Raw genomic sequence first — 23,539 nt, 5'->3', positions numbered from 1 at the left:
AAACCGGATTGTATATGAAAATCAATGATTTGACAGGATCAAGGCAAGATGACCCGCGAGCGCGCTAGATGCCATGGCGGCGCGCGTCGTGGCAAGATCAACCGCCGAGCAGCACGTCCTTGGCCCGGTTGATCCGTGCGGCGAGGTCGGCCGATCCCCCGACGTCGGGATGCATGCGCTGGATCAGGCGCCGGTGCGCCGCCTTGATCTCCTCACCGGTCGCGCCTTCGGAGAGGCCCAGCACTGCCAGCGCTTCCTCGCGGCTCATGTCCGAGCGGGAGCCGCGCGGCGGCGGCGCGCTCCGCGCGTTCCGCCAGTCCGCCCCGAGGCGCCGGTCGAGATAGGCTTCGAGGACCCGCAGCGAATCGGCGTCCGCGGCGCATTCGGTCCGCAAGTCGAGCAGATCCGCGTCGGTCAGCGCGTCCAGGGTGCGTCCGGCGAAGCGGCCGGCCAAAACCGTACCGCCGACATCGCCGCTCGCGTGATCGATCCATGCCTTCAGGAATGCCGTGTTGACCTCGGTTCGCTGGCCGGCACCCGGCGCACTGAAGCCGCCGGACGGCCGGTTACGGACCGCCCGCGCGATCAGCGCCGTGATGACGATACCCGCCAGCCCCATCAGTTCCGGCAGGAGACCGGGCAGGAAACGCAGCCCGAAGATCAGCATGGCGCCGACGCCGATGCCGCCCAGCACAACCATGATCACGCGCATCACGCGCGCCAGCGACGACGGATTGGCACGCAGGAGCCAGGCAATGGCCAAGGCGATTGCAGCGAAGGACAGCAGCGCCAGAAGAAGCGCCGGCATGACCTATTGCCGGGTGGTCGGCGCCTGGGGCGCCGGCGTTTGCGGCTGTGTCTGCGATTCCGCCTTCTCGCGCTGAATCTGGCGCCAGCGCTCGACGTTGCGGTTGTGCTCGGGGAGCGTGGTGGCGAAGGCGTGCCCGCCCTGCCCGTCGGCGACGAAGAACAGCGAACGGTCACGCGCCGGATTGGTCGCCGCGACGATGGAGGCGCGCCCGGGATTGCAGATGGGGCCGCGCGGCAGGGCCGCGATCACGTAAGTGTTGAAGGGCGTGTTCGACTGCAGGTCGGCGCGCGTCAGGTCGCGCCCCAGCGGCGCCTTTCCTTCGGTCAGGCCGTAGATGGTGGTTGGGTCGCTCTCGAGCTTCATGCGCCGGCGCAGACGGTTGATGAAGACCGCCGCGACCCGGGTGCGCTCCGACGGCACCGCCGTTTCCTTCTCGATCATCGACGCCAGGATCAGCGCCTCGCGCTTGTTGGCGAGCGGCAGGCCGGCGGCACGCTTGCGCCAGGCCTCGTCCAGAGCCTTCTCCATCGCCTCCTTCATACGCAACAGAAGCCCGTCACGGGTATCGTCGCGCGAATAAAAGTAGGTCTCGGGCAGGAGGTCGCCCTCTTTCACGTCGAGCGTGATGTTCCCGGTGAGCGCCTCGGTCTTGCGCACGAGTTCCAGCACTTCAGGCGTCGTCATGCCCTCGGGAATGGTGAGGCGGCGCTGCACGACCTTGCCCGATTGAAGCAACTCGACCAGTGCCTGCATCGAGGTGTGGGCCGGCACCTCGTACTCGCCCGCCTTGATGGGCTTGGGCGACGGATCGATCATCAGGGCCACGCGGAACAGGCGCGGATGGGCGATGACGCCCTCCTCCTCCAGGAGCCTGGCCATCGTCGTCGGCCCGGCACCGCGCGGGATCACGACATTCTTGGTCTTCTCGAGAGGCCCCTGGGCAGTGAGGATCACGTGGCCGACATAGATCGACCCGCCCATGACGGTGGCGAACAACGCAATGAAGAACAGAACCCAGCGGAAGTAGCTGAGCATGACTCAGCCCCCCAAATTAAAGATCAGACCGGCCCGACGATCAGGGCCGCGTTGGTGCCGCCAAATCCGAACGAATTGCTGAGCGCATAGCGAACCTTGCGCTGCTTGGCCTGCTTGGGAACGAGGTCGATGTCGCAGCCCTCGTCCGGTTCGTCGAGGTTGAGCGTCGGCGGAACGGCCTGATCGATCAGCGACTTGATCGAATAGATCGCCTCGATCGCTCCCGCGGCACCCAGCAGATGGCCGGTTGCCGACTTGGTCGAGGACATCGACAGTTTGTAAGCATCGGCGCCAAAGGTCCGCTTGACTGCACCAAGCTCGATGACGTCCGCCATGGTCGACGTGCCATGGGCGTTCACGTAGTCGATCTGGTCCGTGCCGAGGTTGGCGCGCTTCAGCGCCGCCTTCATGGCGCGCATCGCACCGTCGCCGTCCTCGGACGGAGCGGTGATGTGATAGGCATCGCCCGACAGGCCGTAGCCGAGAATCTCGGCATAGATCTTGGCGCCGCGCTTCTTCGCGTGCTCGTACTCTTCGAGCACAACGCAGCCCGCACCCTCGCCCATCACGAAGCCGTCGCGCTTCCTGTCCCATGGACGCGAAGCCTGGGTCGGCGTGTCGTTGAAGTCGGTCGACAGCGCCTTGCAGGCATTGAAGCCTGCGATGCCGATGCGGCAGATCGCGGCTTCGGCGCCGCCCGCCACCATGACATCCGCATCCTCGAACTGGATCAGCCGCGCAGCGTCGCCGATCGCATGCGCACCGGTGGCGCAGGCGGTGACAACTGCATGGTTCGGTCCCTTGAAACCGTACTTGATCGAGACCTGACCCGAGACGAGGTTGATCAGCGCCGACGGAATGAAGAACGGGCTGACGCGGCGCGGCCCCCGCTCCTTCAGCACCAGCGAAGTCTCGTAGATGGTCTGCAGGCCACCGATGCCGGAGCCGATCATGACGCCGGTCCGGGTCAGACCTTCCTCGTCCTGGGGCATCCAGCCGGAATCCTCGACCGCCTGCTGGGCGGCCGCGATTCCGAACACAATGAACTTGTCCAGCTTCCGCTGCTCCTTGGGCGCTAGGTAATCGTCCACGTTGAAGTGGCCGTTTGCCTTGTCACCCTGGGGAACCTCGCCCGCGATCTTGGTCGCGAGATCGGATGTATCGAAAGCCTGGATCGGGCGGATGCCCGATTCCGCCGCCATGAGGCGACGCCAGTTCGTGTCGACGCCGTCACCCAACGGCGTCACCATACCCAAGCCGGTTACGACGACTCGCCTCATCTTCCGCCTTCCCTCTTGCAGGAACCGGTGAAGATCAGGACTTCGCGTTGCCCTTGATGAAGCCGATGGCGTCGCCGACGGTCTGGATCTTCTCGGCGGCGTCGTCGGGAATCTCGATGCCGAATTCTTCCTCGAACGCCATCACCAGCTCGACCGTGTCGAGGCTGTCCGCGCCGAGGTCGTCGATGAACTTGGCCTCTTCCTTGACCTGAGCGGCCTCGACGCCGAGATGCTCAACGACGATCTTCTTAACGCGCTCGGCAATATCGCTCATTGTCTTGTCCTTCCCGTGTATCCAAAAATCCCGGTCGCCGAAGGGGGTTCGGCGGATGCCGCGCTATTAACATAGCTTCCGGGCCATTGGCTAGGTCCGAAAAGCCCACAAAATCAGGCACTTGCAGCCTTTACCCTCAGATCATCGCCATCCCGCCGTTGATGTGCAGGGTCTGACCCGTGACATAGGCCGCCTCGTCGCTGGCGAGATAGACGACACCGGCCGCGATCTCCTCCGGCGTGCCGAGGCGATCCGCGGGAACGCGACCCAGGATGGTCTTCTTCTGGTCGTCGGTCAGCACGTCGGTCATCGGCGTGGCGATGAAGCCCGGCGCGAGGCAGTTTACCGTGATGCCGCGGGACGCCAGTTCCTGCGCCAGCGACTTCGACATGCCGATCAGACCGGCCTTGGCCGCCGCATAGTTGGCCTGGCCCGGGTTGCCGGTGACACCGACGATCGAGGTGATGTTGATGACGCGGCCGAAACGCCGCTTCATCATTCCGCGCATGGCCGCGCGGGTGAGACGGAAGGTGCCGGTGAGGTTCACCAGCAGGACCTTCTCCCATTCCTCGTCCTTCATGCGCATGGAGATGTTGTCGCGCGTGATGCCGGCATTGTTCACCAGGATGTCGAGCTTGCCGCCCATTGCGGCTTCGGCCTCCTTGGCGAGGCGGTCGATATCGGCCGCATCGTCCATCTTCGCGGTGACGACGTAGGCGCGTTCGCCGAGCGTCGCCTTGAGCTGCTCCAGCGCTTCGGCACGCGTGCCCGAGAGCGTCACCGTCGCGCCCTGCTTGTGGAGTGCGCGCGCGATCGCGCCGCCGATACCACCCGATGCACCCGTGACGAGAGCCGCCTTGCCGGTCAGGTCGAACATGGCTTTCTCCTCACACCGTCTTCAGGAAGGCTTCGATGTCGGCCGGCGTGTTGAGCGCCATGCCGGTCATGTCCTTGTCGATGCGCTTCACAAGCCCCGACAGAACCTTGCCGGTACCGCATTCGACCAGAACCTCGACGTCTCGCGACTTCATGTATTGCACGCTTTCGCGCCAACGCACGAGGCCGGTGACCTGTTCCACCAGCCGCTGCTTGATCGAGTCGGGGTCGCTCAGCTCCGACGCCAGCACATTGGATATGAGCGGCACGCGCGGCGGCATCAACGTCACGCCTTCGAGCGCGACCTTCATCGCGTCGGCGGCTGGCTGCATCAGCGGGCAATGGAAAGGCGCGCTCACCGGCAGCAGCATTCCGCGCTTGCAGCCCTTGGCCTTGGCTGCCTCGATGGTGCGCTCGACCGCTTCCTTGTGACCGCTGACCACGACCTGGCCACCGCCATTGTCGTTGGCGACCGCGACGACCTGGCCCTGGGCCGCTTCGTTGCAGGCTTCCTGGGCGGGCTCCAGTTCGATGCCGAGCAGCGCCGCCATGGCGCCGACGCCGACTGGCACGGCCTTCTGCATCGACTGCCCGCGCAGCTTCAGGAGGCGTGCGGCGTCCGGCAGAGTCAGGGCCCCGGCCGCGGCGAGCGCCGAATACTCACCCAGCGAGTGGCCGGCGACGTACGCCGCCAGCGAAGACAGGGGCTTGCCGCCGTCCTTCTCCAGGATCCGGGCGACCGCGACGCTGACGGCCATCAGGGCTGGCTGGGCGTTCTCGGTCAGGACGAGGTCGCTTTCGGGTCCTTCCCACATCAATTTGGAGAGATTCTGCTTCAGCGCCTCGTCGACCTCGCCGAATACCTCCCGGGCGGTGGCGAAGGCGCCGGCGAGGTCGGCTCCCATGCCGACGGCCTGCGATCCCTGTCCCGGAAAGACAAAAGCCCGACTCATGCGCGTTTTCCCCCGATTTCGGCTAGAATTGGCGCAGTCATACCGGGGTGCCGGGCGCAGTCAAGCCGCACCGGGAATGCCTTGCTTTCAGGGCGTTTGCCTGTATAACCGCCCCTCTTCGGGGCCTAAGTCGGCCTCGATCTCCTTGCCGCCCCGATGCATTCCGCGATGGGTCGGCTAGACCCGGCCGGTTCTCACGAACTCCGGGTCGCTAACAGCCATAAGGAGCCAAATCTACATGGCACTCTACGAGAATGTCTTCATTGCGCGTCAGGACGTCCCGACGACGCAGGTGGAGGCTCTGACCACCCAGTTCTCCGAACTGGTCACCAGCCTGGGCGGCACCGTCTCCAAGAAGGAGTACTGGGGCCTGCGTTCACTGACCTACCGCATCAAGAAGAACCGCAAGGGTCACTACACCCTGCTCAACATCGACGCCCCGTCGGCGGCGGTGAAGGAGCTGGAGCGCACGATGTCGATCAACGAAGACATCATCCGCTACATGACCGTGCGCGTCGACGCACTCGAGGAAGCCCCGTCGGCCGTCATGGTGCGCAGCGCCGAGAAGTCCGACCGTCCGGGCGGCGACCGTGGCGACCGCTGGGGCGATCGCCCGCCGCGTCGCGAGCGTCCGCGCTTCGGCGACGAAGGCGGTCCGGCCCCGGTCATTGAAACGGGAGAAGAAGCATGAGCGCCCAGCGTCGTCCGTTCACCCGCCGCCGCAAGAGCTGCCCGTTCTCCGGCGCCAACGCCCCGAAGATCGACTACAAGGACGTGCGCCTCCTGCAGCGCTTCGTCTCCGAACGCGGCAAGATCGTCCCGAGCCGCATCTCGGCGGTCTCGTCCAAGAAGCAGCGCGAACTCGCCCAGGCGATCAAGCGCGCCCGCTTCCTGGCGCTCCTGCCCTATCTCATCGCCTAGTCGGGAGACGCAATCATGCCGATGAACGTCATCCTGCTCGAACGCGTGCCGAAGCTCGGCCAGATGGGCGACGTTGTGAAGGTGAAGCCCGGCTTCGCCCGCAACTTCCTCCTGCCGCAGAAGAAGGCGCTGCGCGCGACCAAGGACAACATCACCTACTTCGAATCTCAGCGTAAGGTTCTCGAGGCGCAGAACCTCGATCGCCGTCAGGAAGCCGAAGCCGTCGGCGCGAAGATGAGCGACCTCAAGGTCATCATCATCCGCCAGGCGTCCGAAGCCCTGCAGCTGTACGGTTCGGTGACTTCGCGCGACATCGCCGAGGGCGCCGCCACCCAGAACGTGAAGATCGAGCGCGCCCAGGTCGAACTGGACAAGCCGATCAAGGCGCTGGGCGAGCACAAGATCAAGATCCACCTCCATCCGGAAGTCGTGGTCGAGATCTCGGTGCTGGTCGCCCGCTCCGCCGACGAGGCCGAGTTCCTCGCCAAGGGCGGCAGGCTCGTCGCCGAGACCGAGCGTGCGCAGATGGAAGCGGCGGAAGCCGCGCAGCGTGCAGCCGACCAGGCTGCCGCGCTGTTCGAAGCCAAGGCGGCCGCAAGTGCCGAGGCCGAGGCTACCGAGGCTACGGCCGAGGAAGTGCCGGCCGACCAGAAGTAACGCGCGTGCCGACAGGCACCGCGTATCTCTTCGAACGCATGCCATCGCACCGCGATGGCATGCGTTTTCTTTTGGTGCATCCGTGATCTGGCGGCTGGGCGCATTCGTCGTTGCGGCCGTGGTGGCGCTGCCGCTGCTCGGCATCGGCTCCAGCCTGTTCACGGACCAGCTCGACCTCTGGCGTCACCTCGCCGAGACCCAGCTTCCGGACATCCTCGCCAACACGATCATCCTGCTGCTGGGCGTCGGTGTCGGAACCGTCGTCCTCGGCACCGGGACCGCGTGGCTGGTCACGATGTGCCGTTTCCCGGGCGTCGGCATCCTGCAATGGGCGCTGCTGCTGCCCCTCGTGATGCCGACCTATATCATCGGCTACGCCTATGCCGACCTGATGGCCTTCGCCGGACCGCTCCAGAGCGGACTGCGCGGCGCGACCGGATGGACGCGCACCGATTACTGGTTCCCCGATCTCGGCTCGGCAGCGGGCGTCGCGTTCCTGTTCACGCTGGTCCTGTACCCTTATGTCTATCTCGCCGCCCGCGCGGCGTTCCTGACGCAATCACAGGCGCTGCTCGAAGCCAGCCGCATCCTGGGCAACGGACCGTGGCGGACTTTCCTGCGCATCGGCCTGCCGCTGGCCCGGCCGGCCATCGCGGCCGGCGCGGCGCTCGCCCTGCTGGAGACGCTCGCCGATTTCGGCACCGTCCAATATTACGGCGTCCACACTTTCACGACGGCGATCTACCGGACCTGGTACGGCATGGGAAATCGCGAGGGCGCGGCGCAGATTTCGTTCGTGCTGATCGCCATCGCGATCGGGCTGATCCTGCTGGAACGGCATTCCCGCGGTCGCGCCAGCTTCGCCATCGCCTCCAACCTCCGCCATCGCTCCGAACCGGCGGCCCTTCCTCCCGGCCGGGCGCTGGCCGCCCTTCTCGCCTGCGCCCTGCCCGTGCTGCTGGGCTTCGTGCTGCCGACGCTTCACCTGGCGCAGCTCGCGGTGCGGTCGGGCTCGGTCGTGGCGGATCATCGCTTCCTCGGTGATGCCGTCAACAGCCTGATCCTTGCGTCCCTGGCGGCTCTCATCATCGTCGGATTGGCGCTGTTCCTGAGCTATGCCGGCCGCCTGGTAGGCCGGCGCTCCCTCAACCGCACGATCGAATTCGCCTCGCTGGGCTATGCGATCCCCGGTGCCGTCATCGCCGTCGGCGTGCTGCTGCCACTTGCCGTTGCCGACGACGGCATCGATTTCGTGTCGCGAGGACTGTTCGGCGTGTCGACAGGACTGCTCCTGAGCGGAACTGCGTTCGCCCTGCTGCTCGCCTACACGGTGCGTTTCCTCGCGGTCGGCATGGCCAACGTGGCGCCCGGGCTGGCCGCAATCGACCCGGCAATGGACGCCAGCGCACGGGTGCTGGGCGCACGGCCATTTCAGGTGCTGCGGTACATCCACCTTCCGATGCTGCGTACCCCCGCTCTCACTGCGGGGATCGTCGCGTTCGTGGAAGTGCTGAAGGAATTGCCGGCGACGCTCCTGATACGCCCGTTCAACTTCGACACGCTGGCGATCGGCGTCTTCCGTTTCGCCTCCGACGAACGCCTTGCCCAAGCGGCCGTCGGCGCGATCGTCATCGTTCTCGTCTCGCTTGTGCCGGTGATCCTGCTCAGCCGTGCGGTGGCCGCAGGATCGCCGGCCGGTGGACCGACTACTTCCAGCCAGCCCGGTCCATGATCTTCAGCGCCTCGGCGTTGTTCTGCGCGAACACACGGGCATTGAGCTGGTCTTCCTTGAAGGTGCCGAGCGACTTCAACTCCGGCGACATCTCGACGCCGGCCACCACCGGGAACTCCGAGTTGCCCTCGGCGAAGTAGCGTTGCGCCGGCACCGACACGAGGTACTCGAGGAACTTCACGGCAGCCTCTTTGTTCGGCGCGTACTTGGCCACGGCGCCACCGCTGATGTTCACATGCGTGCCGCGCCCCGCCTGGTCGGGAAACACGACTCCCAGCTTCGCGGCAACCTCGCGATCCTCCGGCTTCTTCGAGCGCAGGAGGTTCACGTAGTAGTAGGTGTTGGACACGGCGAGCATCGCCTCGCCGGCCGCAGCCCCCTTGAGCTGGTCGGTGTCGCCGCCGCGCGGCGGACGCGCGAGGTTGGCCGCGACGCCCTTGGCCCAGGCCTCGGTCTTCTCGGGTCCCAGTGCGGCCAGTAGCGAGCCCACCAGCGACTGATTGTAGATGTGGCCCGACGGGCGGATCAGGATCTGGCCCTTCCACTTCGGATCGGCCAGCGCCTCGTAGGTCCTGGGCGCATCGGCCGCCGTCACCTTCTCCTTGTTGTAGAAAATCACGCGGGCACGCTTGGAGAAACCGAACCAGTTATTGTCGGGATCGCGCAGATGCGCGGGCACCGATTTTGCCAGAACGGCCGAATCGACCGGCTGCAAGAGGCCCGTCTCCCGCGCCCTCTCGATGCGGCCGGCATCGGTCGTGATGAGAAGGTCGCAAGGGCTCTTGTCGCCTTCGGTGCGAAGGCGCTGCACGAGGGGGTCGGGTTCGGCGTCGACCCGATTGATCTTGACGCCGGTGAGGTCGGTGAAATTCCCGTACAGGGCTTCGTCGGTGTTGTAGTGGCGGGCGGAATAGATGTTCAGGGTGCCTCCCTGCGCCCACGCGCGCCGCGCGAGAAACGCGCCGGTTCCAAAGGCCAGTCCGGTCCTTACGAGCGCACGTCTTTTCACGCCTTCCTCCGCTGCGACTGAGTATCAATGCCTGATACCACTGCGGATGGAGGTTCGCAATTCAAATGCGAATTATTCACACTTCCAAGCAAAGTTCGCACATCCCTTTGCGTCGAAAATATGGTTGGGGCTAACATTCGCCGAGGTGATCGCAGGAGTGACAACGTGTTGCTCGCTCAGGTCCTTGCCCATGTCATTGACGAAGGTCGACTGACCATCATCGACGAGGCCGGTCGGTCGTACCAACTCGCCGGTACCAAACCAGGCCCTTCCGTAAGCATGCGCGTTCATGACCGGTGGACGGGCGTGAGAATCGCGCTCCGTCCGAGACTGGCGCTGGGCGAAGCCTATATGGACGGCCGCCTGACCGTCGAGGAAGGCGACCTCTATGACCTTCTCGACCTTCTCGGACGCAACATCGCCGCCGTGGAAGCGACCCCGGCCGTGCGCTGGTCCTACACGCTTCAGCGATGGCTGCGCGCGCTCGAACAATACAATCCAGTCGGCAAGGCGCAGAAGAATGTCGCTCATCACTATGACCTGCGCGGTGAGCTCTACGACTTCTTCCTCGATCGCGACCGTCAGTATTCCTGTGCCTATTTCAGGACCGGCGCCGAATCGCTGGAGGTGGCGCAGGCCGACAAGAAGCGACACATCGCGGCCAAGCTGCTGCTGAAACCGGGACAGAAGGTTCTCGACATCGGATCGGGCTGGGGCGGCATGGGCCTCTACCTGGCCAAGGCTTTCGGCGTCGATGTCACCGGGGTCACGCTGTCGCGCGAACAGCACGCCGTCTCGAGTCGCCGCGCCGCCGAGGAAGGTGCCGCCGGGAACGTCCGCTTCAAGCTGCTGGACTACCGTCAGGAGTCGGGCCGCTACGACCGCATCGTCTCGGTGGGCATGTTCGAGCATGTCGGCTCAGCCCACTATCTCGAGTATTTCCGGAAGGTGAAGGAGTTGCTCGCCGACGACGGCGTCATGCTGCTGCACTCGATCGGCCGCATGGAGCCGCCGGGTGGAACCAATACGTGGCTGCGCAAATACATCTTCCCCGGCGGCTATACCCCGGCCCTCTCCGAGGTCATGGCGGCGATCGAGCAGGCCGGACTGTGGGTTACCGACATTGAGGTCCTGCGCCTGCATTATGCTGAGACCCTGCGCCAGTGGCGCGAACGCTTCCTCGCCAACCGCGACCGGATCAAGCAGCTTGCGGGCTACGACGATCGCTTCTGCCGGATGTGGGAATTCTACCTGGCCGGCTGCGAGGTGGCGTTCCGGTACATGAATCAGATGGTCTTCCAGATTCAGATCGCTCGCCGGCAGGATGCCGTGCCGCTCACGCGCGATTACATGGCGCCTGGAGAACGCCTGCGGAACGTGGCAGGCTCCATGGCGGCGGAATAGAGAGCTATCCTCGTTACGCTCGGGATATCTTTTTTCCGAACTCTTTGCGCTGGTGCCCCCTCCCATCTTGGGCAAAGACATTGTGATGGAGCCACTGAAAGAGTCCTCGAACGTCACCCGCCTGCCCGGCGCGGAAGATGTCCGCCTGCGCGAGCCGCCTCACAATTTCGAGGCGGAACAGGCCTTGCTGGGCGCCATTCTGGTGAATAACGCCGCCTACCAGCGTGTCGCCGAGTTCCTGCGCCCGGAACATTTCGCGGACCCCCTGCACGGCAAGCTCTTCGATTCGCTGACGCGCCTGATCGAGCGCGGTCAGGTCGTGAGCGCCGTGACGCTCAAGACCTACGTCGAGCAGGATCCGGCGATGAAGGAAGCCGGCGGTGCGGCATACCTCGCGCGACTCGCGGCCGCGTCCGTGCACGTGATCGACGCCGCCGCGTTCGGCCGGGCGGTGCATGACCTGTTTCTGCGCCGTCAGCTCATCGATCTCGGCGAGAACGTCGTGAATGGCGCCTTCTCCGGCGATGTGGACGAGACGGCGCTGCAGCAGATCGAAGTCGCCGAGAAGAAGCTCTACGACCTCGCCACGACCGGCCAGACGGAGGGCGGCTTCAAGCCCTTCCGCATGGCCCTCACCGAGGCCATGACGGCCGCCGAGGCGGCTTTTCATCGCGAGGGCAAGCTCACCGGCGTGGCCACCGGCCTGTTCAACCTCGACCAGCTGCTGGGCGGCCTGCACAGGTCCGACCTGCTGATCCTCGCCGGTCGTCCGTCCATGGGAAAGACCGCACTGGCGACCAACATCGCCTTCAATGCGGCGAAGGCCTATCGGGAGGAGATCGTCGACGGCCATCCCAAGGCCGTGGACGGCGCCGTCGTCGGCTTCTTCTCGCTCGAAATGTCGGCCGAGCAGCTCGCCACCCGCATGTTGTCGGAGCAGGCGGAGCTCTCATCGGAGAAAATCCGCAAGGGCGAGATGAACAGCACCGAGTTCGACCGGGTGATGAACGTCAGCCACGAACTCGAGCATCTCAATTTCTTCATCGACGATACGCCCGCCCTGTCGATTGCCGCGCTGCGCACGCGCGCCCGCCGGCTGAAGCGGACACATGGTCTCGGCCTGATCATCGTCGACTACCTCCAGCTGCTCAATCCGTCTGGAAAGAGCCGGCAGGAGAACCGCGTGCAGGAGGTCTCTGAGATCACCCGCGGCCTGAAGACGCTCGCCAAGGAACTGGATGTGCCGGTGGTCGCGCTGTCGCAGCTTTCCCGCGCCGTCGAACAGCGCGAGGACAAACGCCCGCAGCTCGCCGACCTTCGCGAATCGGGATCGATCGAGCAGGACGCCGACGTCGTCATGTTCGTCTATCGCGAGGAATACTATCTGACCCGGACCGAACCGGCGCGGCGGGCCGAGGAGAGCGACCAGAAATTCAACGAGCGCCATGACGCCTGGAAGCAGCGCTGCGAGGAGACCTACGGCAAGGCCGAGGTCATCGTTGCCAAGCAGCGTCACGGTCCCACGGGCATCGTGCGCCTGTCGTTCGAAGGCCAGTTCACCAAGTTCGGCAACCTCGATGGCGTTGCTGACGAGCCCGTGTCCGCGTTCTAAGGTCACTGCGTGTCAATTCCTGCCGACGACGAAGCCGCGCGACGCGCCGGGGCGATCCTTTCGATCGACCTCGGGGCGATCGCAGCCAACTGGCGCGGTCTGCGCGATGCCGGGCGGGCTACCGGCCGGCCGATCGACTGCGCCGCCGTCCTGAAAGCCGATGCCTACGGTACCGGGGCGGCCGTGGTGGGGCCGCGGCTGGCGGCGGAAGGGTGCCGCCAGTTCTTCGTCGCCCATATCGACGAGGGCATCGCGCTGCGCCGGGTTCTGCCCGAACCGCCGATCTACGTGCTGAACGGCCTGCTGCCAGGCACCGAGGGCGATTTCGTGGCGCACCGCCTCGTCCCGGTGCTCAACCACCTGGGCCAGCTCAACGCCTGGCGGGCAGCCGCCCAGCGCTTCAACCAGCCGCTCGACGCCGTGGTCCATCTCGACACCGGCCTGCACCGGCTGGGTTTCAGCGCGGAGGATGCGCAGGTCCTGATCAACGAGCGTGGCCGGCTGCGCGGCCTTCGGCTGGCCCTGATCATGAGCCACCTCGTCGCCTCCGAAGAGACGTCGAACCCGATCAACGGCGAGCAGCTTTCCCGATTCCGCACCTTCGTGCGGGCGATGCCGGGCGCGCCGACGTCGCTCGCCAATTCCTCGGGCATCTTCCTGGGGCCGGATTTCCACTTCGACCTCCTCAGGCCGGGCGCGGCGCTCTACGGCATCAATCCCCTGCCCGGTCAGGCCAACCCGATGCTGAGCGTCGTCACGCTGCGGGCGCATATCCTGCAGACCCGCCGCATCGATGCCTTCCAGACGGTGGGCTATGGCGGCGCCTGGCGCTCGGCACGGCCCAGCCGGATCGCCACGATTGCGCTGGGGTATGCGGACGGCTATTTCCGTAACCTCATCAACCGCACCCAGGTCCATCTTGCCGGACGCAACGTGCCCGTGATCGGCCGTATCTCCATGGACCTCGTGACCATCGACGTGACCGACGTGCCGGAAGCCGAGTGCCAGCCCGGTGCGATGGTCGAGGTGCTGGGGCCTCACCTGACCCCGGACGATCTTGCCGACCACGCCCGGACCAACGCCTACGAAGTCATGACGGCGCTCGGCCGGCGCTACCACCGCGCCTATGTCGACGGCTATGCCGACGCGGCGGTCGAGGAAGCGGGAGAAACGCCGTGAGCATCCCGCTGTTCACGGTCCTCGGCCGGATGACGCTGGCCTTCCTGGCGGCGATCGGCAGCGTCTCGGCCTTTGCCTTCCAGGCGATCCGGCAAGGTTTGCAGCCGCCCTATTATCGCCAGCAGATCCTTCGGCAGATCATGGAGATCGGCTACTACTCGCTGCCGGTGGTCGGACTGACGGCGATCTTCACCGGCATGGTGCTGGCGTTGCAGAGCTACACCGGTTTTGCGCGCTTCTCCGCCGAAAGCGCCATCCCCAATGTCGTCGTCGTCTCGCTGACCCGCGAACTGGGCCCTGTCCTCGCCGGCCTGATGGTCGCCGGCCGCGTCGGCGCAGCTATGGCCGCCGAGATCGGCACCATGCGCGTCACAGAGCAGATCGATGCGCTGACCACGCTGTCGACCGATCCGTTCAAGTATCTTGTCGTGCCGCGCCTCATCGCCGGCATCGTCACGCTGCCGTTCCTGGTCCTCATCGCCGACATCATCGGCGTGATGGGCGGCTTCCTGGTGGGCGTCTACAAGCTCGATTTCAACGATGCGGCCTATCTGCGCAACACGATGGACTTCCTCCAGTTCCAGGACGTGTTCTCCGGGCTGGTGAAGGCCGCCGTGTTCGGCTTCCTGATCACCCTGATGGGCTGCTACCACGGCTACACGTCGCGCGGCGGCGCCCAGGGCGTCGGCATGGCGACCACCAGCGCGGTGGTCTCGGCCTCGATCCTGATCCTGACGTTCAACTACTTCATCACCGAAGCCTTCTTCGCGCGCTGACCGGCCCCGCCCATGGCATCCCCCAAGATCTCGTTGCGCGGTGTCACCAAGGCCTTCGGCCCCAAGAAAGTGTTGCAGGGAATCGATCTCGACGTGGCGCCGGGCGAATCGATGGTGGTTATCGGCGGCTCGGGCACCGGCAAATCGGTGCTGCTGAAATGCATTCTGGGCCTGATGCGTCCCGACAGCGGCTCGATCAAGGTGGACGGCGAGGAGACGGCCGACCTTTCCAGTCGCGATCGGGCACGCGTCATGCGCAAGTTCGGCATGCTGTTCCAGGGCGGCGCCCTGTTCGACTCCCTGCGGGTCTGGGAAAACGTGGCGTTCGGCCCCATCCAGAGCGACGGCATGGCGCCCGATAAGGCCCGCGGGGTCGCCGTCGCCAAGCTGGGTGCCGTCGGGCTGGGACCGGAGATCGGCGATCTCTTCCCCTCCGAACTGTCGGGCGGCATGCAGAAGCGCGTCGCACTCGCCCGGGCCATCGCCCGCGAACCCGAGATCATCTTCTTCGACGAACCGACGACCGGCCTCGATCCGATCATGGCCGACGTCATCAACGACCTGATCGTGAAATGCGTCAGCGATCTGGGGGCCACCGCGGTGTCGATCACCCACGACATGGCGAGCGCCCGCAAGATCGGTCACCGCATCGGCATGCTCTACGAAGGCAAGCTGATCTGGCAGGGCCCCGTCGCCGACATCGACCGCTCGGGCAATGCCCATGTCGACCAGTTCATTCACGGCCGGGCCGAGGGTCCGATCCGGATGCAGGTCCGGAAGCTCTGAGCGTGGCGCGGCCGCTCAAGCGCTACGTCTGCCAGTCCTGCGGTGCCGTCACCACCAAGTGGAGCGGGCGCTGCGAATCCTGCGGCGAATGGAACACCATCGTCGAGGAATCGGCCCCCGCCCCGGGCCCTGCCGGAGGCGGGCTGGCACGGGGCGGCCGGGGCCGGCTGCTCGAATTCACCGGCCTGACCGGCTCGACCCCACAGCCGCCTCGCCTGAAGAGCGGCATCAACGAGTTCGATCGCGTGTGCGGCGGCGGACTGGTCGTCGGCTCGGCACTGTTGATAGGCGGCGATCCGGGCATCGGAAAATCGACTCTGCTGCTTCAGATGGCGGCCGCCCTCGCCAGACAGAACACCACCTGCGCCTACATTTCCGGCGAAGAGGCCGTCGACCAGGTCCGCCTGCGCGCCGAGCGGCTGGGCCTGGCGGATGCGCCCGTCCAGCTCGTGGCGGCCACGTCCGTGCGCGACATCGTGGCGTCCCTGGAAAGGCCTGAAGCCCCCAAGGTCGCCGTCATCGATTCGATCCAGACGATGTGGCTCGACACGGTCGATTCCACCCCCGGCACCGTGACCCAGGTCCGCGCCTCGGCGCAGGCGCTGGTCGAACTCGCCAAGCGGCGCGGCATAGCCGTCCTGCTGGTCGGCCACGTCACGAAGGACGGCGCCATCGCGGGCCCACGCGTACTCGAGCACATGGTCGACACGGTGCTCTATTTCGAGGGCGAGCGCGGCCACCAGTTCCGGATCCTGCGGACCGTGAAGAACCGCTTCGGACCGACCGACGAGATCGGTGTCTTCGAGATGTCCGACCGCGGCCTGGCCGACGTCGCCAACCCGTCCGCGCTGTTCCTGGCGGACCGGCGAGGCCACGTCTCCGGCACCTGTGTCTTCGCCGGCATCGAGGGCACCAGGCCGCTCCTGGTCGAGATCCAGGCACTGGTCAGCCCCTCCTCCCTCGCGACCCCACGCCGCGCGGTGGTCGGCTGGGATTCCAACCGTCTCGCGATGGTCCTGGCCGTCCTTGAGGCGCGCTGCGGCGTCACGGTCGGCGCCAACGATGTCTACCTGAACGTCGCAGGGGGCCTGCGGATCGGCGAGCCTGCAGCCGATCTCGCAGTCGCGGCGGCCGTGATCTCGTCGCTCGCCGACGAGCAGGTGCCGGGCGACATGGTGGTTTTCGGGGAAATCGGTCTTGGTGGCGAGGTCCGGCCAGTCGGACAGCGCGAGGCCCGCCTGCGCGAGGCGGCCAAGCTCGGCTTCCGCAGCGCGCTGATACCACAAGCCCGAGGAGGCTCCGGCCCGGCCCCGCGCCCCCCGGAGGGCATCGCCATTGACGAAATTGAGCATCTATCGGACCTTGTTGCGCGTTTCCAACCGGCCGATCGGCCACTAAAACGGGGCCGCCGCGAAGGCTCTTCGGATCGCAGGCGCGACCAGGATCAGGATTAGGGACAGAGAGAACGGGGTCGATGGAGCAACTGGGAATTACCGTTTTCGACGTCGCCGTGATTGCCGTGGCCGTCTTCGGAGCCGTGATCGGCATGTCCACGGGCTTCGCCCATGCCGTCCTCTTCATCGCCTCCTGGATCGGGGCGGGCTGGGTCGCTTGGCGCTTCTCCGCGGTCGTCCAGCCCGAGGTCGAGAAGCTCGTCGGCAGCACCGAACTGGCCTATTTCATCTCGATGCTGGCGGTATTCGTGGCCGCGCTGATCGTGTTGATCATGCTGACCAGCGTCCTTTCCCGCTCGATCCGCAGCAGCCCGCTCGGCAAGCCTGACAAGATCCTGGGTGCGGGGTTCGGCGTGCTCTGCGCCTGGGTGGCCATGGGCACGGCCTTCCTGTTCTACGGCTACCTGGGTCCCCGGCAGCTGCCGCCCGCGGTCGAGGGAGCGGCGAGTTTCCCCATGATCCGGGAGATGGCGAGCTTCGTGGAGCCGTATCTCCCGACCGGATTCCGCACCCGCCTGCAACGTCCGGGCATGGAAAGCGGCGTCATTGCCCCTTCGACGCGCCCCGCGCCCGCCACGTCGGCGCCGCCCAATGCGGCCCCTGCCTCGCCGCCGCCGGCCGCCGGGGAAACCAAACCGCCGCAGTGAGTTATACTTGATGGCGTCGGGGCGACACCCCAGCTATAACCCCGCCGTGCTAAGCACCCCGAAACGCTCCGACGACGACGACCTCGACAAATTTCACGAGGAATGTGCGTTGTTCGGCATCTACGGGACGTCGGATGCCGCCGCGCACAGCGCGCTGGGTCTGCATGCCCTGCAGCATCGTGGCCAGGAAGCGTCCGGGATCGTCACCTTCGACGGTCGTCACTTCCACAATCATCGCGCCGCCGGCCTGGTTGGGGACATCTTCGGCGCCCAGTCCGTGATGGAAAAGCTGGTTGGCTATTCCGCGATCGGCCACAATCGCTACGCCACGACCGGCGGATCCTCCGATCGCAACATCCAGCCCATCTTCGCCGATTTCGACTTCGGCGGCCTGGCACTGGCGCACAACGGCAACCTCACCAACGCCTACCTGCTGCGCAAGGAACTGGTCCGCATCGGCTGCCTGTTCCAGTCGACCACCGACACCGAAGTCATCAACCACCTGATCGCGCGCTCCAACTACTCGACCGTCGTCGACCGGCTGATCGACGCGCTCGGCCGTGTGAAAGGCGCTTACTCGCTCCTGCTGCTGACGAACGAGGCGCTGATCGGCGTCCGCGACCCGATGGGTGTCCGCCCGCTGGTGATCGGCAAGCTGGACGATGCCTGGATCTTCACGTCCGAGAGCTGCGCGCTGGACATCATCGGCGCCCGGTTCGTGCGCGACGTCGAGCCTGGCGAGATCGTGATCGCCGACGGCAGCGGCCTTCGCTCGATCAGGCCGTTTGCCAAGCAGCAGCGCCGTTTCTGTGTGTTCGAGCACATCTATTTCGCGCGCCCCGACTCGAAGGTCGAGGGCATCGGCGTCTACGACGCCCGCAAGCGCATCGGCAGGGAACTCGCCAAGGAGAGCCCTGTCGCTGCCGACGTCGTCGTCCCGGTGCCGGATTCCGGCGTTCCCGCAGCGATCGGCTATGCCGCCCAGTCGGGCCTTCCGTTCGAGCTCGGCATCATCCGCAACCACTATGTCGGCCGTACCTTCATCGAGCCGGCCGACCACATCCGCCATCTCGGCGTGCGCCTGAAGCACAACGCCAACCGCGCCCACATCGAGGGCAAGCGCGTGATCCTGGTCGACGATTCGATCGTCCGCGGCACGACCTCGATGAAGATCGTCGAGATGGTGCGCAACGCCGGCGCCAAGGAAGTGCACATGCGCATCGCCGCGCCGCCGACCACCGATCCCTGCTTCTACGGCATCGACACGCCGGACAAGGACAAGCTGCTGGCCTCGCGCTACGACGTGGCCGGCATGGCGAAGTTCATCGGCGTGGATTCGCTGGCCTTCGTCTCGATCGACGGCCTGTACCGCGCCATGGGCCTGCCGGGACGCGACGCCGCCTCCCCTGCTTTCTGCGACGCCTGCTTTACCGGCGACTACCCGATCGATCTCGACGACGCGCTCGGCGTCGAGGATCGGCAGCTCTCCCTCCTCGTCGAATCGGCCTGAGGCTCCCGCCATGACCGACGACAAAATCGGCCGCCTCGCCGGACGCGTCGCGCTGATCACCGGTGCGTCTCGCGGTCTCGGAGCCGCGACCGCCGTGGCCTACGCCGCGGAAGGCGCGCATTGCGTGCTGGTCGCGCGCACCGTGGGCGGGCTCGAAGAGGTCGACGACCGGATCAAGGCGGTGGGCGGCTCAGCCACGCTGGTGCCCCTCGACGTCACCGATGGCCCGGGAATCGACCGACTGGGCCTGGCGCTCTACGAGCGGTTCGGCCGCCTCGACATCCTGCTCGGCAATGCCGGCGTTCTCGGCACCCTCTCGCCCATGGGTCACTTCGAGCCTAAAATATTCGAGCAGGTGATGGCGGTGAACGTCACCGCCAACTGGCGCTTCATCCGGTCGATGGACCCGCTGCTGCGCCGTTCCGATGCCGGCCGGGCCATCTTCGTCACCTCGGGTGCATCCCGGCATATCCAGCCCTATTGGGGTGCCTATGCCGCCAGCAAGGCGGCGCTGGACATGATGGTCGGCATCTACGCTGCCGAAGTCGCGCATACGCCGCTGAAGGTCAATCTCTTCAATCCCGGCCCGACCCGCACCTTCATGCGGCGCGAGGCCTTTCCGGGAGAAGACGAGTCCCTGCAGATCCCGCCCGAAGCGCACGCCGAGTCGCTCATTCAGCTCGCGCTGCCGGCCTGCACGCTGAACGGCGAGTGGATCGCCGGCGACGAAGCAGTTCGGCATCGCTCCAGCGTGAATTGACGCTCCATTGCTTCCCCCTTCAGAGGGGGAAGTGCCCCGTCATACGGGGCGATGGGGTCATGGGCGTCGCAAAGCTTGTGACCCCTCCGTCGACGTAAGACGTCGACACCTCCCCATTTGAATGGGGAGGTGATTCCATTTTGCTCGGAAAGTCCCTAATCGGCCGCCATGTCCATGGTCGCCAGGATCTTCGGCGGCGACATCGGCAGGCTGTAGAAGCGGCGGCCGAGCGCGTTGTAGACCGCGTTCGAGATCGCGCCGAGCGGCGGCACGAGCGGAACCTCTCCGACGCCGCGCACGCCTTGGGGATGCTTGGGATTCGGAATCTCGAGGATCACCGAATCAAGCATCGGCAGGTCGGAGCTGACCGGCATGCGGTAGTCGAGGAAGCTCGGGTTATCGAGCTTGCCGTCCTTGTTGAAGATGTACTCCTCGCTCAGCGCCCAGCCGATACCCTGGGCGGCGCCGCCCTGGATCTGGCCTTCGACGTAGCTCGGATGGATGGCGCGACCGACGTCCTGGAAGGCCGTGTAGCGCAGCACCCGCACGATGCCGAGATCGGGATCGACCTCGACGTCGCAGACGTGCGTGGCGAAGCCGCCTTCGGCGCCCGTGGTGTTGAGCTGCTGGCCAGCGCCGATCGGGCCGCCGGTGGCGCTCGCCTGCGCGGCGATCTGGCCAAGGCTGAGCGGCTCGAACTTGCCGGCATTGTCGCCGGCCGGCCGGGCCTCGCCGTTCTCCCAGACGACCGCATCCGGGTCGATCTTCCAGATCTTGGCCGCGCGCTCGCGTAGCTGGGTGATGACCCGCTCCGTCGACTGCGTGACCACCATGGCCGAGGCGTAGGTCACGCGGCTGCCGCCCGTGAGGTTGCTGAAGCCGATGACACTGGTGTCGCCGATCAGCACCGACACTTTCTTGTAGTCGATGCCGAGGATTTCGGCGGTGATGTTGGCCGTCGAGGCGCGCGAGCCACCGATATCGGGATGGCCGGTGATCACGACCACCGTGCCGTCCTCGTTGATGTTCACCTGGGCGCTCGACTCGCCGCCGGCATTGAACCAGAAGCCCGAGGCCACGCCGCGGCCGTACAACATGCCCTTCTTCGACTTCGGCAGCGGCGTCGTGTAGTGCGCGTGCTTCCTGGCCTCCTCGATGGTCTCGACGAAGCCGATGCGCGGGAAGACCGGCCCGTGGGCGGCCTTGGTGCCCTGCCTGGCCGCGTTCTTCAGACGGAAATCCAGCGGATCCATCTTCAGCGCTTCAGCAAGCTCGTCCATGACGCACTCGACGCCGTAGGCGCCGATCGGTGCGCCGGGCGCGCGATAGGCCGCGACCTTGGAGCGGTTGGACACCACGTCGTAGCCGAACGAGTGGACGTTCGGGATGTCGTAGGGCGCGAAGGCGCAGCCCGCCGCACCGCGGATCGGCGAACCGGGCAGCGCGCCGGCCTGCAGGCAGAATGTGCCCTGAGCCGCCACCAGCTTGCCGTCCTTTGTCGCGCCCAGCTTGACCGTGCTGTAGGAGCCCGAGGTCGGGCCTGAGGCGTGGAACACCTCGCCGCGCGTCATCGTCATCTTCACCGGACGGCCGGACTTCTTCGCCAGGATCAGGGCCAGCGGCTCGAGGTAGATGATGGTCTTGCCGCCGAAGCCACCGCCGATCTCGGCGGGGATGGCGCGGATGTCGTTCTGCGGAAGGCCCGTCAGGTACGCGCACATGGCGCGGACCATGAACTGGCCCTGGCTGGAGCTCCAGATCGTGGCCTTGCCGTCGGAGACGCTGACCAGGCAGGCGTGCGGCTCGATATAGCCCTGGTGGACCGGCTGGGTGCGGAAGCTGCGCTCGATGACGACGTCGGCCTTGGCGAAGCCCTCGCCGACATCACCCAGCTTGTGCTCCAGCGTGCCGGCGATGTTCGACGGCTTGTCCTTGAACTTGATGAAGTCGTGCAGGATCGGCGCGTCGGGCTTCATCGCCTCCTCGACGTCGATCACGAACGGCAGCACCTCGTACTCGACCTCGATCAGCTTGCAGGCTTCCGCCGCGATCTTCTCGGTGGTCGCCGCGACCGCCGCCACCGGATGGCCGGCGAACAGCGCCTTTTCGCGCGCCATGACGTTGCGGCACATCCAGCGCATGTCCTGGATGCCCAGCATGACGGACTTATCGAGCGGGAAGTTCACGATGTCCTTCGCGGTCATCACGGCCTTCACGCCGGGATGGGCTTCGGCCTTGCTGGTGTCGATCGACTTGATGCGCGCGTGCGGGTGCGGGCTGCGCAACACCTTGCCCCAGATCATGCCGGGCATCGTCGTGTCGGCGGCATAGGCGGCACGACCGGTCACCTTGTCGGCGCCGTCCGGACGGACCGTGCGCTTGCCGATCCACTTGTTGTCGTTGGCGGTGTCGGGGGTCTCAGTGCTCCCAGTCGTGCTCATCGGGCGGCCCTCATGTCGGCGGCGGTATCCATCACGGCGCGGATGATCTTGTCGTAACCGGTGCAGCGGCACAGGTTGCCCGCCAGCCAGAAGCGGACTTCGTGCTCGGTCGGATCGGGATTGCGTTCGAGCAGCGCCTTGGCGGCCATGAGGACGCCCGGCGTGCAGATGCCGCACTGGAGTGCCGCCGACTCGAGGAACTTCTGCTGCAGCGGATGCAGCTCCTCGCCGGCCATGCCTTCGATGGTGCCGATCTTCTGGCCCTCGGCCTCGGCCGCCAGCATCAGACAGGAACAGACGATCCGTCCGTTCAGGGTGACGGTGCAGGCGCCGCAGTCGCCGGTGCCGCAGCCTTCCTTGGCGCCGGTCAGGCCGAGCGGTCCGCGCAGCACGTCGAGCATGCTCTGCTCGGCGTCGCACAGGAACTCCTGCGGCTCGCCGTTGATCGTGGTGGAAACGTGAAGCTTGGCCATGATCTTACTTTCCTCCCGCGCGTTCGGCGGCAATGAGTGCGGTGCGCTTCAGCAGGACGCCGGCGACCTTGGTGCGGTAGGCGATGGTGCCGCGCTTGTCGTCGATGGGACGGCAGGCGGCGCTGCACGCTGCAGCGGCCTTGGCGAGCGCAGCTTCGTCGAGCTTCGACCCGATGAGCGCCTTGGCGGCTTCCTCGACCAGGAGCACCGTCGGCGCGACCGCACCCAGGCCGACACGGGCCGCGGTACAGGTTCCCTTGTCGATCGTCAGGCTGACGCCGCAGCCGACGACGGCGATGTCCATTTCGGTCCGCGGAATCATGCGCAGGTAGGCGTCGCTCGAGCCCTTCGGCCGCGGCGGCAGGTTGAAGGCCACGACGATCTCGCCCGGCTCGAGATTGAGGCGGCCCGGCCCCTTGGGCACCTTCTCGACGGCCATCTCGCGGCGACCGTTCGGCCCTTGGATGACGACGATCGCCCCCGCCGCCACCATGGCCGGCACGCTGTCGCCGGCCGGCGAGCCGTTGCACAGGTTACCCCCCGCCGTGGCGCGGCCCTGGACCTGGGTGGAGCCGATCAGGTTGGCGGCCTCGACCACGCCCGGCCAGACCTTGCTGAGCTTCGGATGCTCGCGCAGCACCATGCCCGAGACGGCGGCGCCGATGCGGAAGCCGCCCTCCTTGGTTTCCTCAATGGAGGTGAGTTCGCCGATCTTCTTGATGTCGACGATGGTGCCCGGCGAGACGACGCCGTTGCGCATCTGGACCAGAAGGTCGGTGCCACCGGCCAGGATCCGGCCCGAGCCCGCCGCTGCGGCGAACGCCCGGATCGCCTCGTCCAGCGTCTTCGGCGCTACGTATTGGACATCCATTTTTGTTACCCCTTCATCCCGTCGGCGGCTGCGCTGCAGCTCGTTATTCGGCTTTGTTGGACACAAGCCTAGGGCAGC

Annotated in this window: 23 protein-coding genes; 13 read left to right on the top strand and 10 right to left on the bottom strand. The window is 66.1% G+C overall.

What is annotated here, in order from left to right; genetic code table 11:
* Positions 1-97: 97 nt before the first annotated feature.
* From KQ910_RS23000 to fabD, 6 genes are all read right to left on the bottom strand, one after another.
* Positions 98-808 carry a DnaJ domain-containing protein gene (locus tag KQ910_RS23000; protein ID WP_216965621.1) on the bottom strand — a complete coding sequence of 237 codons (711 nt, stop codon included), beginning with the start codon at positions 806-808 and terminating at the stop codon, positions 98-100.
* A gap of 3 nt (positions 809-811) precedes the next feature.
* A complete protein-coding gene (gene mltG, locus KQ910_RS22995; RefSeq protein WP_216965619.1) occupies positions 812-1,846 on the bottom strand; it encodes an endolytic transglycosylase MltG in 1,035 nt (344 codons plus the stop codon).
* A 23-nt stretch (positions 1,847-1,869) separates the two neighbouring features.
* Complete coding sequence (gene fabF, locus KQ910_RS22990) at positions 1,870-3,126, bottom strand: beta-ketoacyl-ACP synthase II (protein WP_216965617.1); 1,257 nt, start codon at positions 3,124-3,126, stop codon at positions 1,870-1,872.
* Between the two features lie 34 nt (positions 3,127-3,160).
* Positions 3,161-3,400 carry an acyl carrier protein gene (locus tag KQ910_RS22985; protein ID WP_068191947.1) on the bottom strand — a complete coding sequence of 80 codons (240 nt, stop codon included), beginning with the start codon at positions 3,398-3,400 and terminating at the stop codon, positions 3,161-3,163.
* Positions 3,401-3,536: 136 nt separating this feature from the next.
* On the bottom strand, positions 3,537-4,277 hold the full coding sequence (fabG, locus tag KQ910_RS22980; protein WP_216965615.1) for a 3-oxoacyl-[acyl-carrier-protein] reductase: 741 nt from the start codon (positions 4,275-4,277) through the stop codon (positions 3,537-3,539).
* A 10-nt stretch (positions 4,278-4,287) separates the two neighbouring features.
* Positions 4,288-5,229: an ACP S-malonyltransferase gene (gene fabD / locus KQ910_RS22975; RefSeq protein WP_216965614.1), complete on the bottom strand. Its 942-nt coding sequence runs from the start codon at positions 5,227-5,229 to the stop codon at positions 4,288-4,290.
* A gap of 238 nt (positions 5,230-5,467) precedes the next feature.
* Between fabD and rpsF the strand changes: the two genes are divergently transcribed.
* The 4 genes from rpsF (at position 5,468) to KQ910_RS22955 (ending at position 8,539) form a co-directional block, all read left to right on the top strand.
* Positions 5,468-5,920 (top strand): 30S ribosomal protein S6, encoded by a 453-nt coding sequence (rpsF, locus tag KQ910_RS22970; protein ID WP_216965613.1) that lies wholly within the window; start codon positions 5,468-5,470, stop codon positions 5,918-5,920.
* Positions 5,917-6,150, top strand: coding sequence for a 30S ribosomal protein S18 (gene rpsR / locus KQ910_RS22965; RefSeq protein WP_068191954.1), 234 nt, complete (start codon positions 5,917-5,919; stop codon positions 6,148-6,150). Before rpsF ends, rpsR begins: the two co-directional genes overlap by 4 nt.
* 15 nt (positions 6,151-6,165) lie before the next feature.
* On the top strand, positions 6,166-6,807 hold the full coding sequence (rplI, locus tag KQ910_RS22960) for a 50S ribosomal protein L9 (RefSeq protein ID WP_229600856.1): 642 nt from the start codon (positions 6,166-6,168) through the stop codon (positions 6,805-6,807).
* 82 nt (positions 6,808-6,889) lie between these two features.
* Entirely contained in the window at positions 6,890-8,539 is a 1,650-nt protein-coding gene (locus KQ910_RS22955) for an ABC transporter permease (RefSeq protein WP_216965612.1), read from the top strand.
* Here KQ910_RS22955 and KQ910_RS22950 read toward each other — a convergent pair.
* Positions 8,514-9,548: a Fe(3+) ABC transporter substrate-binding protein gene (locus KQ910_RS22950; protein ID WP_216965611.1), complete on the bottom strand. Its 1,035-nt coding sequence runs from the start codon at positions 9,546-9,548 to the stop codon at positions 8,514-8,516. The genes KQ910_RS22955 and KQ910_RS22950 overlap by 26 nt on opposite strands.
* Positions 9,549-9,854: 306 nt before the next feature.
* Here KQ910_RS22950 and KQ910_RS22945 point away from each other — a divergent pair, with 306 nt between their 5' ends.
* From KQ910_RS22945 to KQ910_RS22905, 9 genes are all read left to right on the top strand, one after another.
* Positions 9,855-10,952 (top strand): class I SAM-dependent methyltransferase, encoded by a 1,098-nt coding sequence (locus KQ910_RS22945; protein ID WP_369408427.1) that lies wholly within the window; start codon positions 9,855-9,857, stop codon positions 10,950-10,952.
* 85 nt (positions 10,953-11,037) lie between these two features.
* A complete protein-coding gene (locus KQ910_RS22940) occupies positions 11,038-12,564 on the top strand; it encodes a replicative DNA helicase (RefSeq protein WP_216965610.1) in 1,527 nt (508 codons plus the stop codon).
* A gap of 9 nt (positions 12,565-12,573) precedes the next feature.
* Positions 12,574-13,743, top strand: coding sequence for an alanine racemase (gene alr / locus KQ910_RS22935; protein WP_216965608.1), 1,170 nt, complete (start codon positions 12,574-12,576; stop codon positions 13,741-13,743).
* The gene (locus KQ910_RS22930; RefSeq protein ID WP_369408426.1) at positions 13,740-14,519 is read left to right on the top strand and encodes an MlaE family ABC transporter permease; all 780 of its coding nucleotides are present in this window, start codon (positions 13,740-13,742) and stop codon (positions 14,517-14,519) included. The genes alr and KQ910_RS22930 overlap by 4 nt, the downstream gene beginning before the upstream one ends.
* A gap of 12 nt (positions 14,520-14,531) precedes the next feature.
* A complete protein-coding gene (locus KQ910_RS22925; RefSeq protein WP_216965606.1) occupies positions 14,532-15,305 on the top strand; it encodes an ABC transporter ATP-binding protein in 774 nt (257 codons plus the stop codon).
* A gap of 2 nt (positions 15,306-15,307) precedes the next feature.
* Positions 15,308-16,759, top strand: coding sequence for a DNA repair protein RadA (gene radA, locus KQ910_RS22920; protein ID WP_216965604.1), 1,452 nt, complete (start codon positions 15,308-15,310; stop codon positions 16,757-16,759).
* 20 nt (positions 16,760-16,779) lie between these two features.
* Complete coding sequence (locus KQ910_RS22915) at positions 16,780-17,406, top strand: CvpA family protein (RefSeq protein WP_216965603.1); 627 nt, start codon at positions 16,780-16,782, stop codon at positions 17,404-17,406.
* Between the two features lie 10 nt (positions 17,407-17,416).
* The gene (gene purF / locus KQ910_RS22910; protein ID WP_216965601.1) at positions 17,417-18,916 is read left to right on the top strand and encodes an amidophosphoribosyltransferase; all 1,500 of its coding nucleotides are present in this window, start codon (positions 17,417-17,419) and stop codon (positions 18,914-18,916) included.
* Positions 18,917-18,926: 10 nt separating this feature from the next.
* Positions 18,927-19,676 carry an SDR family NAD(P)-dependent oxidoreductase gene (locus KQ910_RS22905; RefSeq protein WP_216965599.1) on the top strand — a complete coding sequence of 250 codons (750 nt, stop codon included), beginning with the start codon at positions 18,927-18,929 and terminating at the stop codon, positions 19,674-19,676.
* A 155-nt stretch (positions 19,677-19,831) separates the two neighbouring features.
* Here KQ910_RS22905 and KQ910_RS22900 read toward each other — a convergent pair whose 3' ends face one another.
* The 3 genes from KQ910_RS22900 to KQ910_RS22890 are packed head-to-tail and all read right to left on the bottom strand — an operon-like array spanning position 19,832 to position 23,461.
* A complete protein-coding gene (locus KQ910_RS22900; protein WP_216965596.1) occupies positions 19,832-22,117 on the bottom strand; it encodes a xanthine dehydrogenase family protein molybdopterin-binding subunit in 2,286 nt (761 codons plus the stop codon).
* Positions 22,114-22,590 carry a (2Fe-2S)-binding protein gene (locus KQ910_RS22895; protein ID WP_216965594.1) on the bottom strand — a complete coding sequence of 159 codons (477 nt, stop codon included), beginning with the start codon at positions 22,588-22,590 and terminating at the stop codon, positions 22,114-22,116. The genes KQ910_RS22900 and KQ910_RS22895 overlap by 4 nt, the downstream gene beginning before the upstream one ends.
* A 4-nt stretch (positions 22,591-22,594) precedes the next feature.
* Entirely contained in the window at positions 22,595-23,461 is an 867-nt protein-coding gene (locus tag KQ910_RS22890; RefSeq protein ID WP_216965592.1) for an FAD binding domain-containing protein, read from the bottom strand.
* Positions 23,462-23,539 lie beyond the last annotated feature (78 nt).

The organism is Reyranella humidisoli (assembly GCF_019039055.1).
GTDB classification, from domain to species: domain Bacteria; phylum Pseudomonadota; class Alphaproteobacteria; order Reyranellales; family Reyranellaceae; genus Reyranella; species Reyranella humidisoli.
This window is presented reverse-complemented; position numbering and strand designations above follow the sequence as displayed.

Coding starts and splice junctions, on each gene's coding strand:
- rpsF (WP_216965613.1), top strand. CDS start 5,468: ATGGCACTCTACGAGAATGTCTTCATTGCGCGTCAGGACGTCCCGACG.
- KQ910_RS22915 (WP_216965603.1), top strand. CDS start 16,780: ATGGAGCAACTGGGAATTACCGTTTTCGACGTCGCCGTGATTGCCGTG.
- KQ910_RS22940 (WP_216965610.1), top strand. CDS start 11,038: ATGGAGCCACTGAAAGAGTCCTCGAACGTCACCCGCCTGCCCGGCGCG.
- KQ910_RS22895 (WP_216965594.1), bottom strand. CDS start 22,590: ATGGCCAAGCTTCACGTTTCCACCACGATCAACGGCGAGCCGCAGGAG.
- mltG (WP_216965619.1), bottom strand. CDS start 1,846: ATGCTCAGCTACTTCCGCTGGGTTCTGTTCTTCATTGCGTTGTTCGCC.
- purF (WP_216965601.1), top strand. CDS start 17,417: ATGGCGTCGGGGCGACACCCCAGCTATAACCCCGCCGTGCTAAGCACC.
- rpsR (WP_068191954.1), top strand. CDS start 5,917: ATGAGCGCCCAGCGTCGTCCGTTCACCCGCCGCCGCAAGAGCTGCCCG.
- KQ910_RS23000 (WP_216965621.1), bottom strand. CDS start 808: ATGCCGGCGCTTCTTCTGGCGCTGCTGTCCTTCGCTGCAATCGCCTTG.
- KQ910_RS22905 (WP_216965599.1), top strand. CDS start 18,927: ATGACCGACGACAAAATCGGCCGCCTCGCCGGACGCGTCGCGCTGATC.
- fabD (WP_216965614.1), bottom strand. CDS start 5,229: ATGAGTCGGGCTTTTGTCTTTCCGGGACAGGGATCGCAGGCCGTCGGC.
- rplI (WP_229600856.1), top strand. CDS start 6,166: ATGCCGATGAACGTCATCCTGCTCGAACGCGTGCCGAAGCTCGGCCAG.
- fabG (WP_216965615.1), bottom strand. CDS start 4,277: ATGTTCGACCTGACCGGCAAGGCGGCTCTCGTCACGGGTGCATCGGGT.
- KQ910_RS22985 (WP_068191947.1), bottom strand. CDS start 3,400: ATGAGCGATATTGCCGAGCGCGTTAAGAAGATCGTCGTTGAGCATCTC.
- KQ910_RS22925 (WP_216965606.1), top strand. CDS start 14,532: ATGGCATCCCCCAAGATCTCGTTGCGCGGTGTCACCAAGGCCTTCGGC.
- fabF (WP_216965617.1), bottom strand. CDS start 3,126: ATGAGGCGAGTCGTCGTAACCGGCTTGGGTATGGTGACGCCGTTGGGT.
- KQ910_RS22890 (WP_216965592.1), bottom strand. CDS start 23,461: ATGGATGTCCAATACGTAGCGCCGAAGACGCTGGACGAGGCGATCCGG.
- KQ910_RS22900 (WP_216965596.1), bottom strand. CDS start 22,117: ATGAGCACGACTGGGAGCACTGAGACCCCCGACACCGCCAACGACAAC.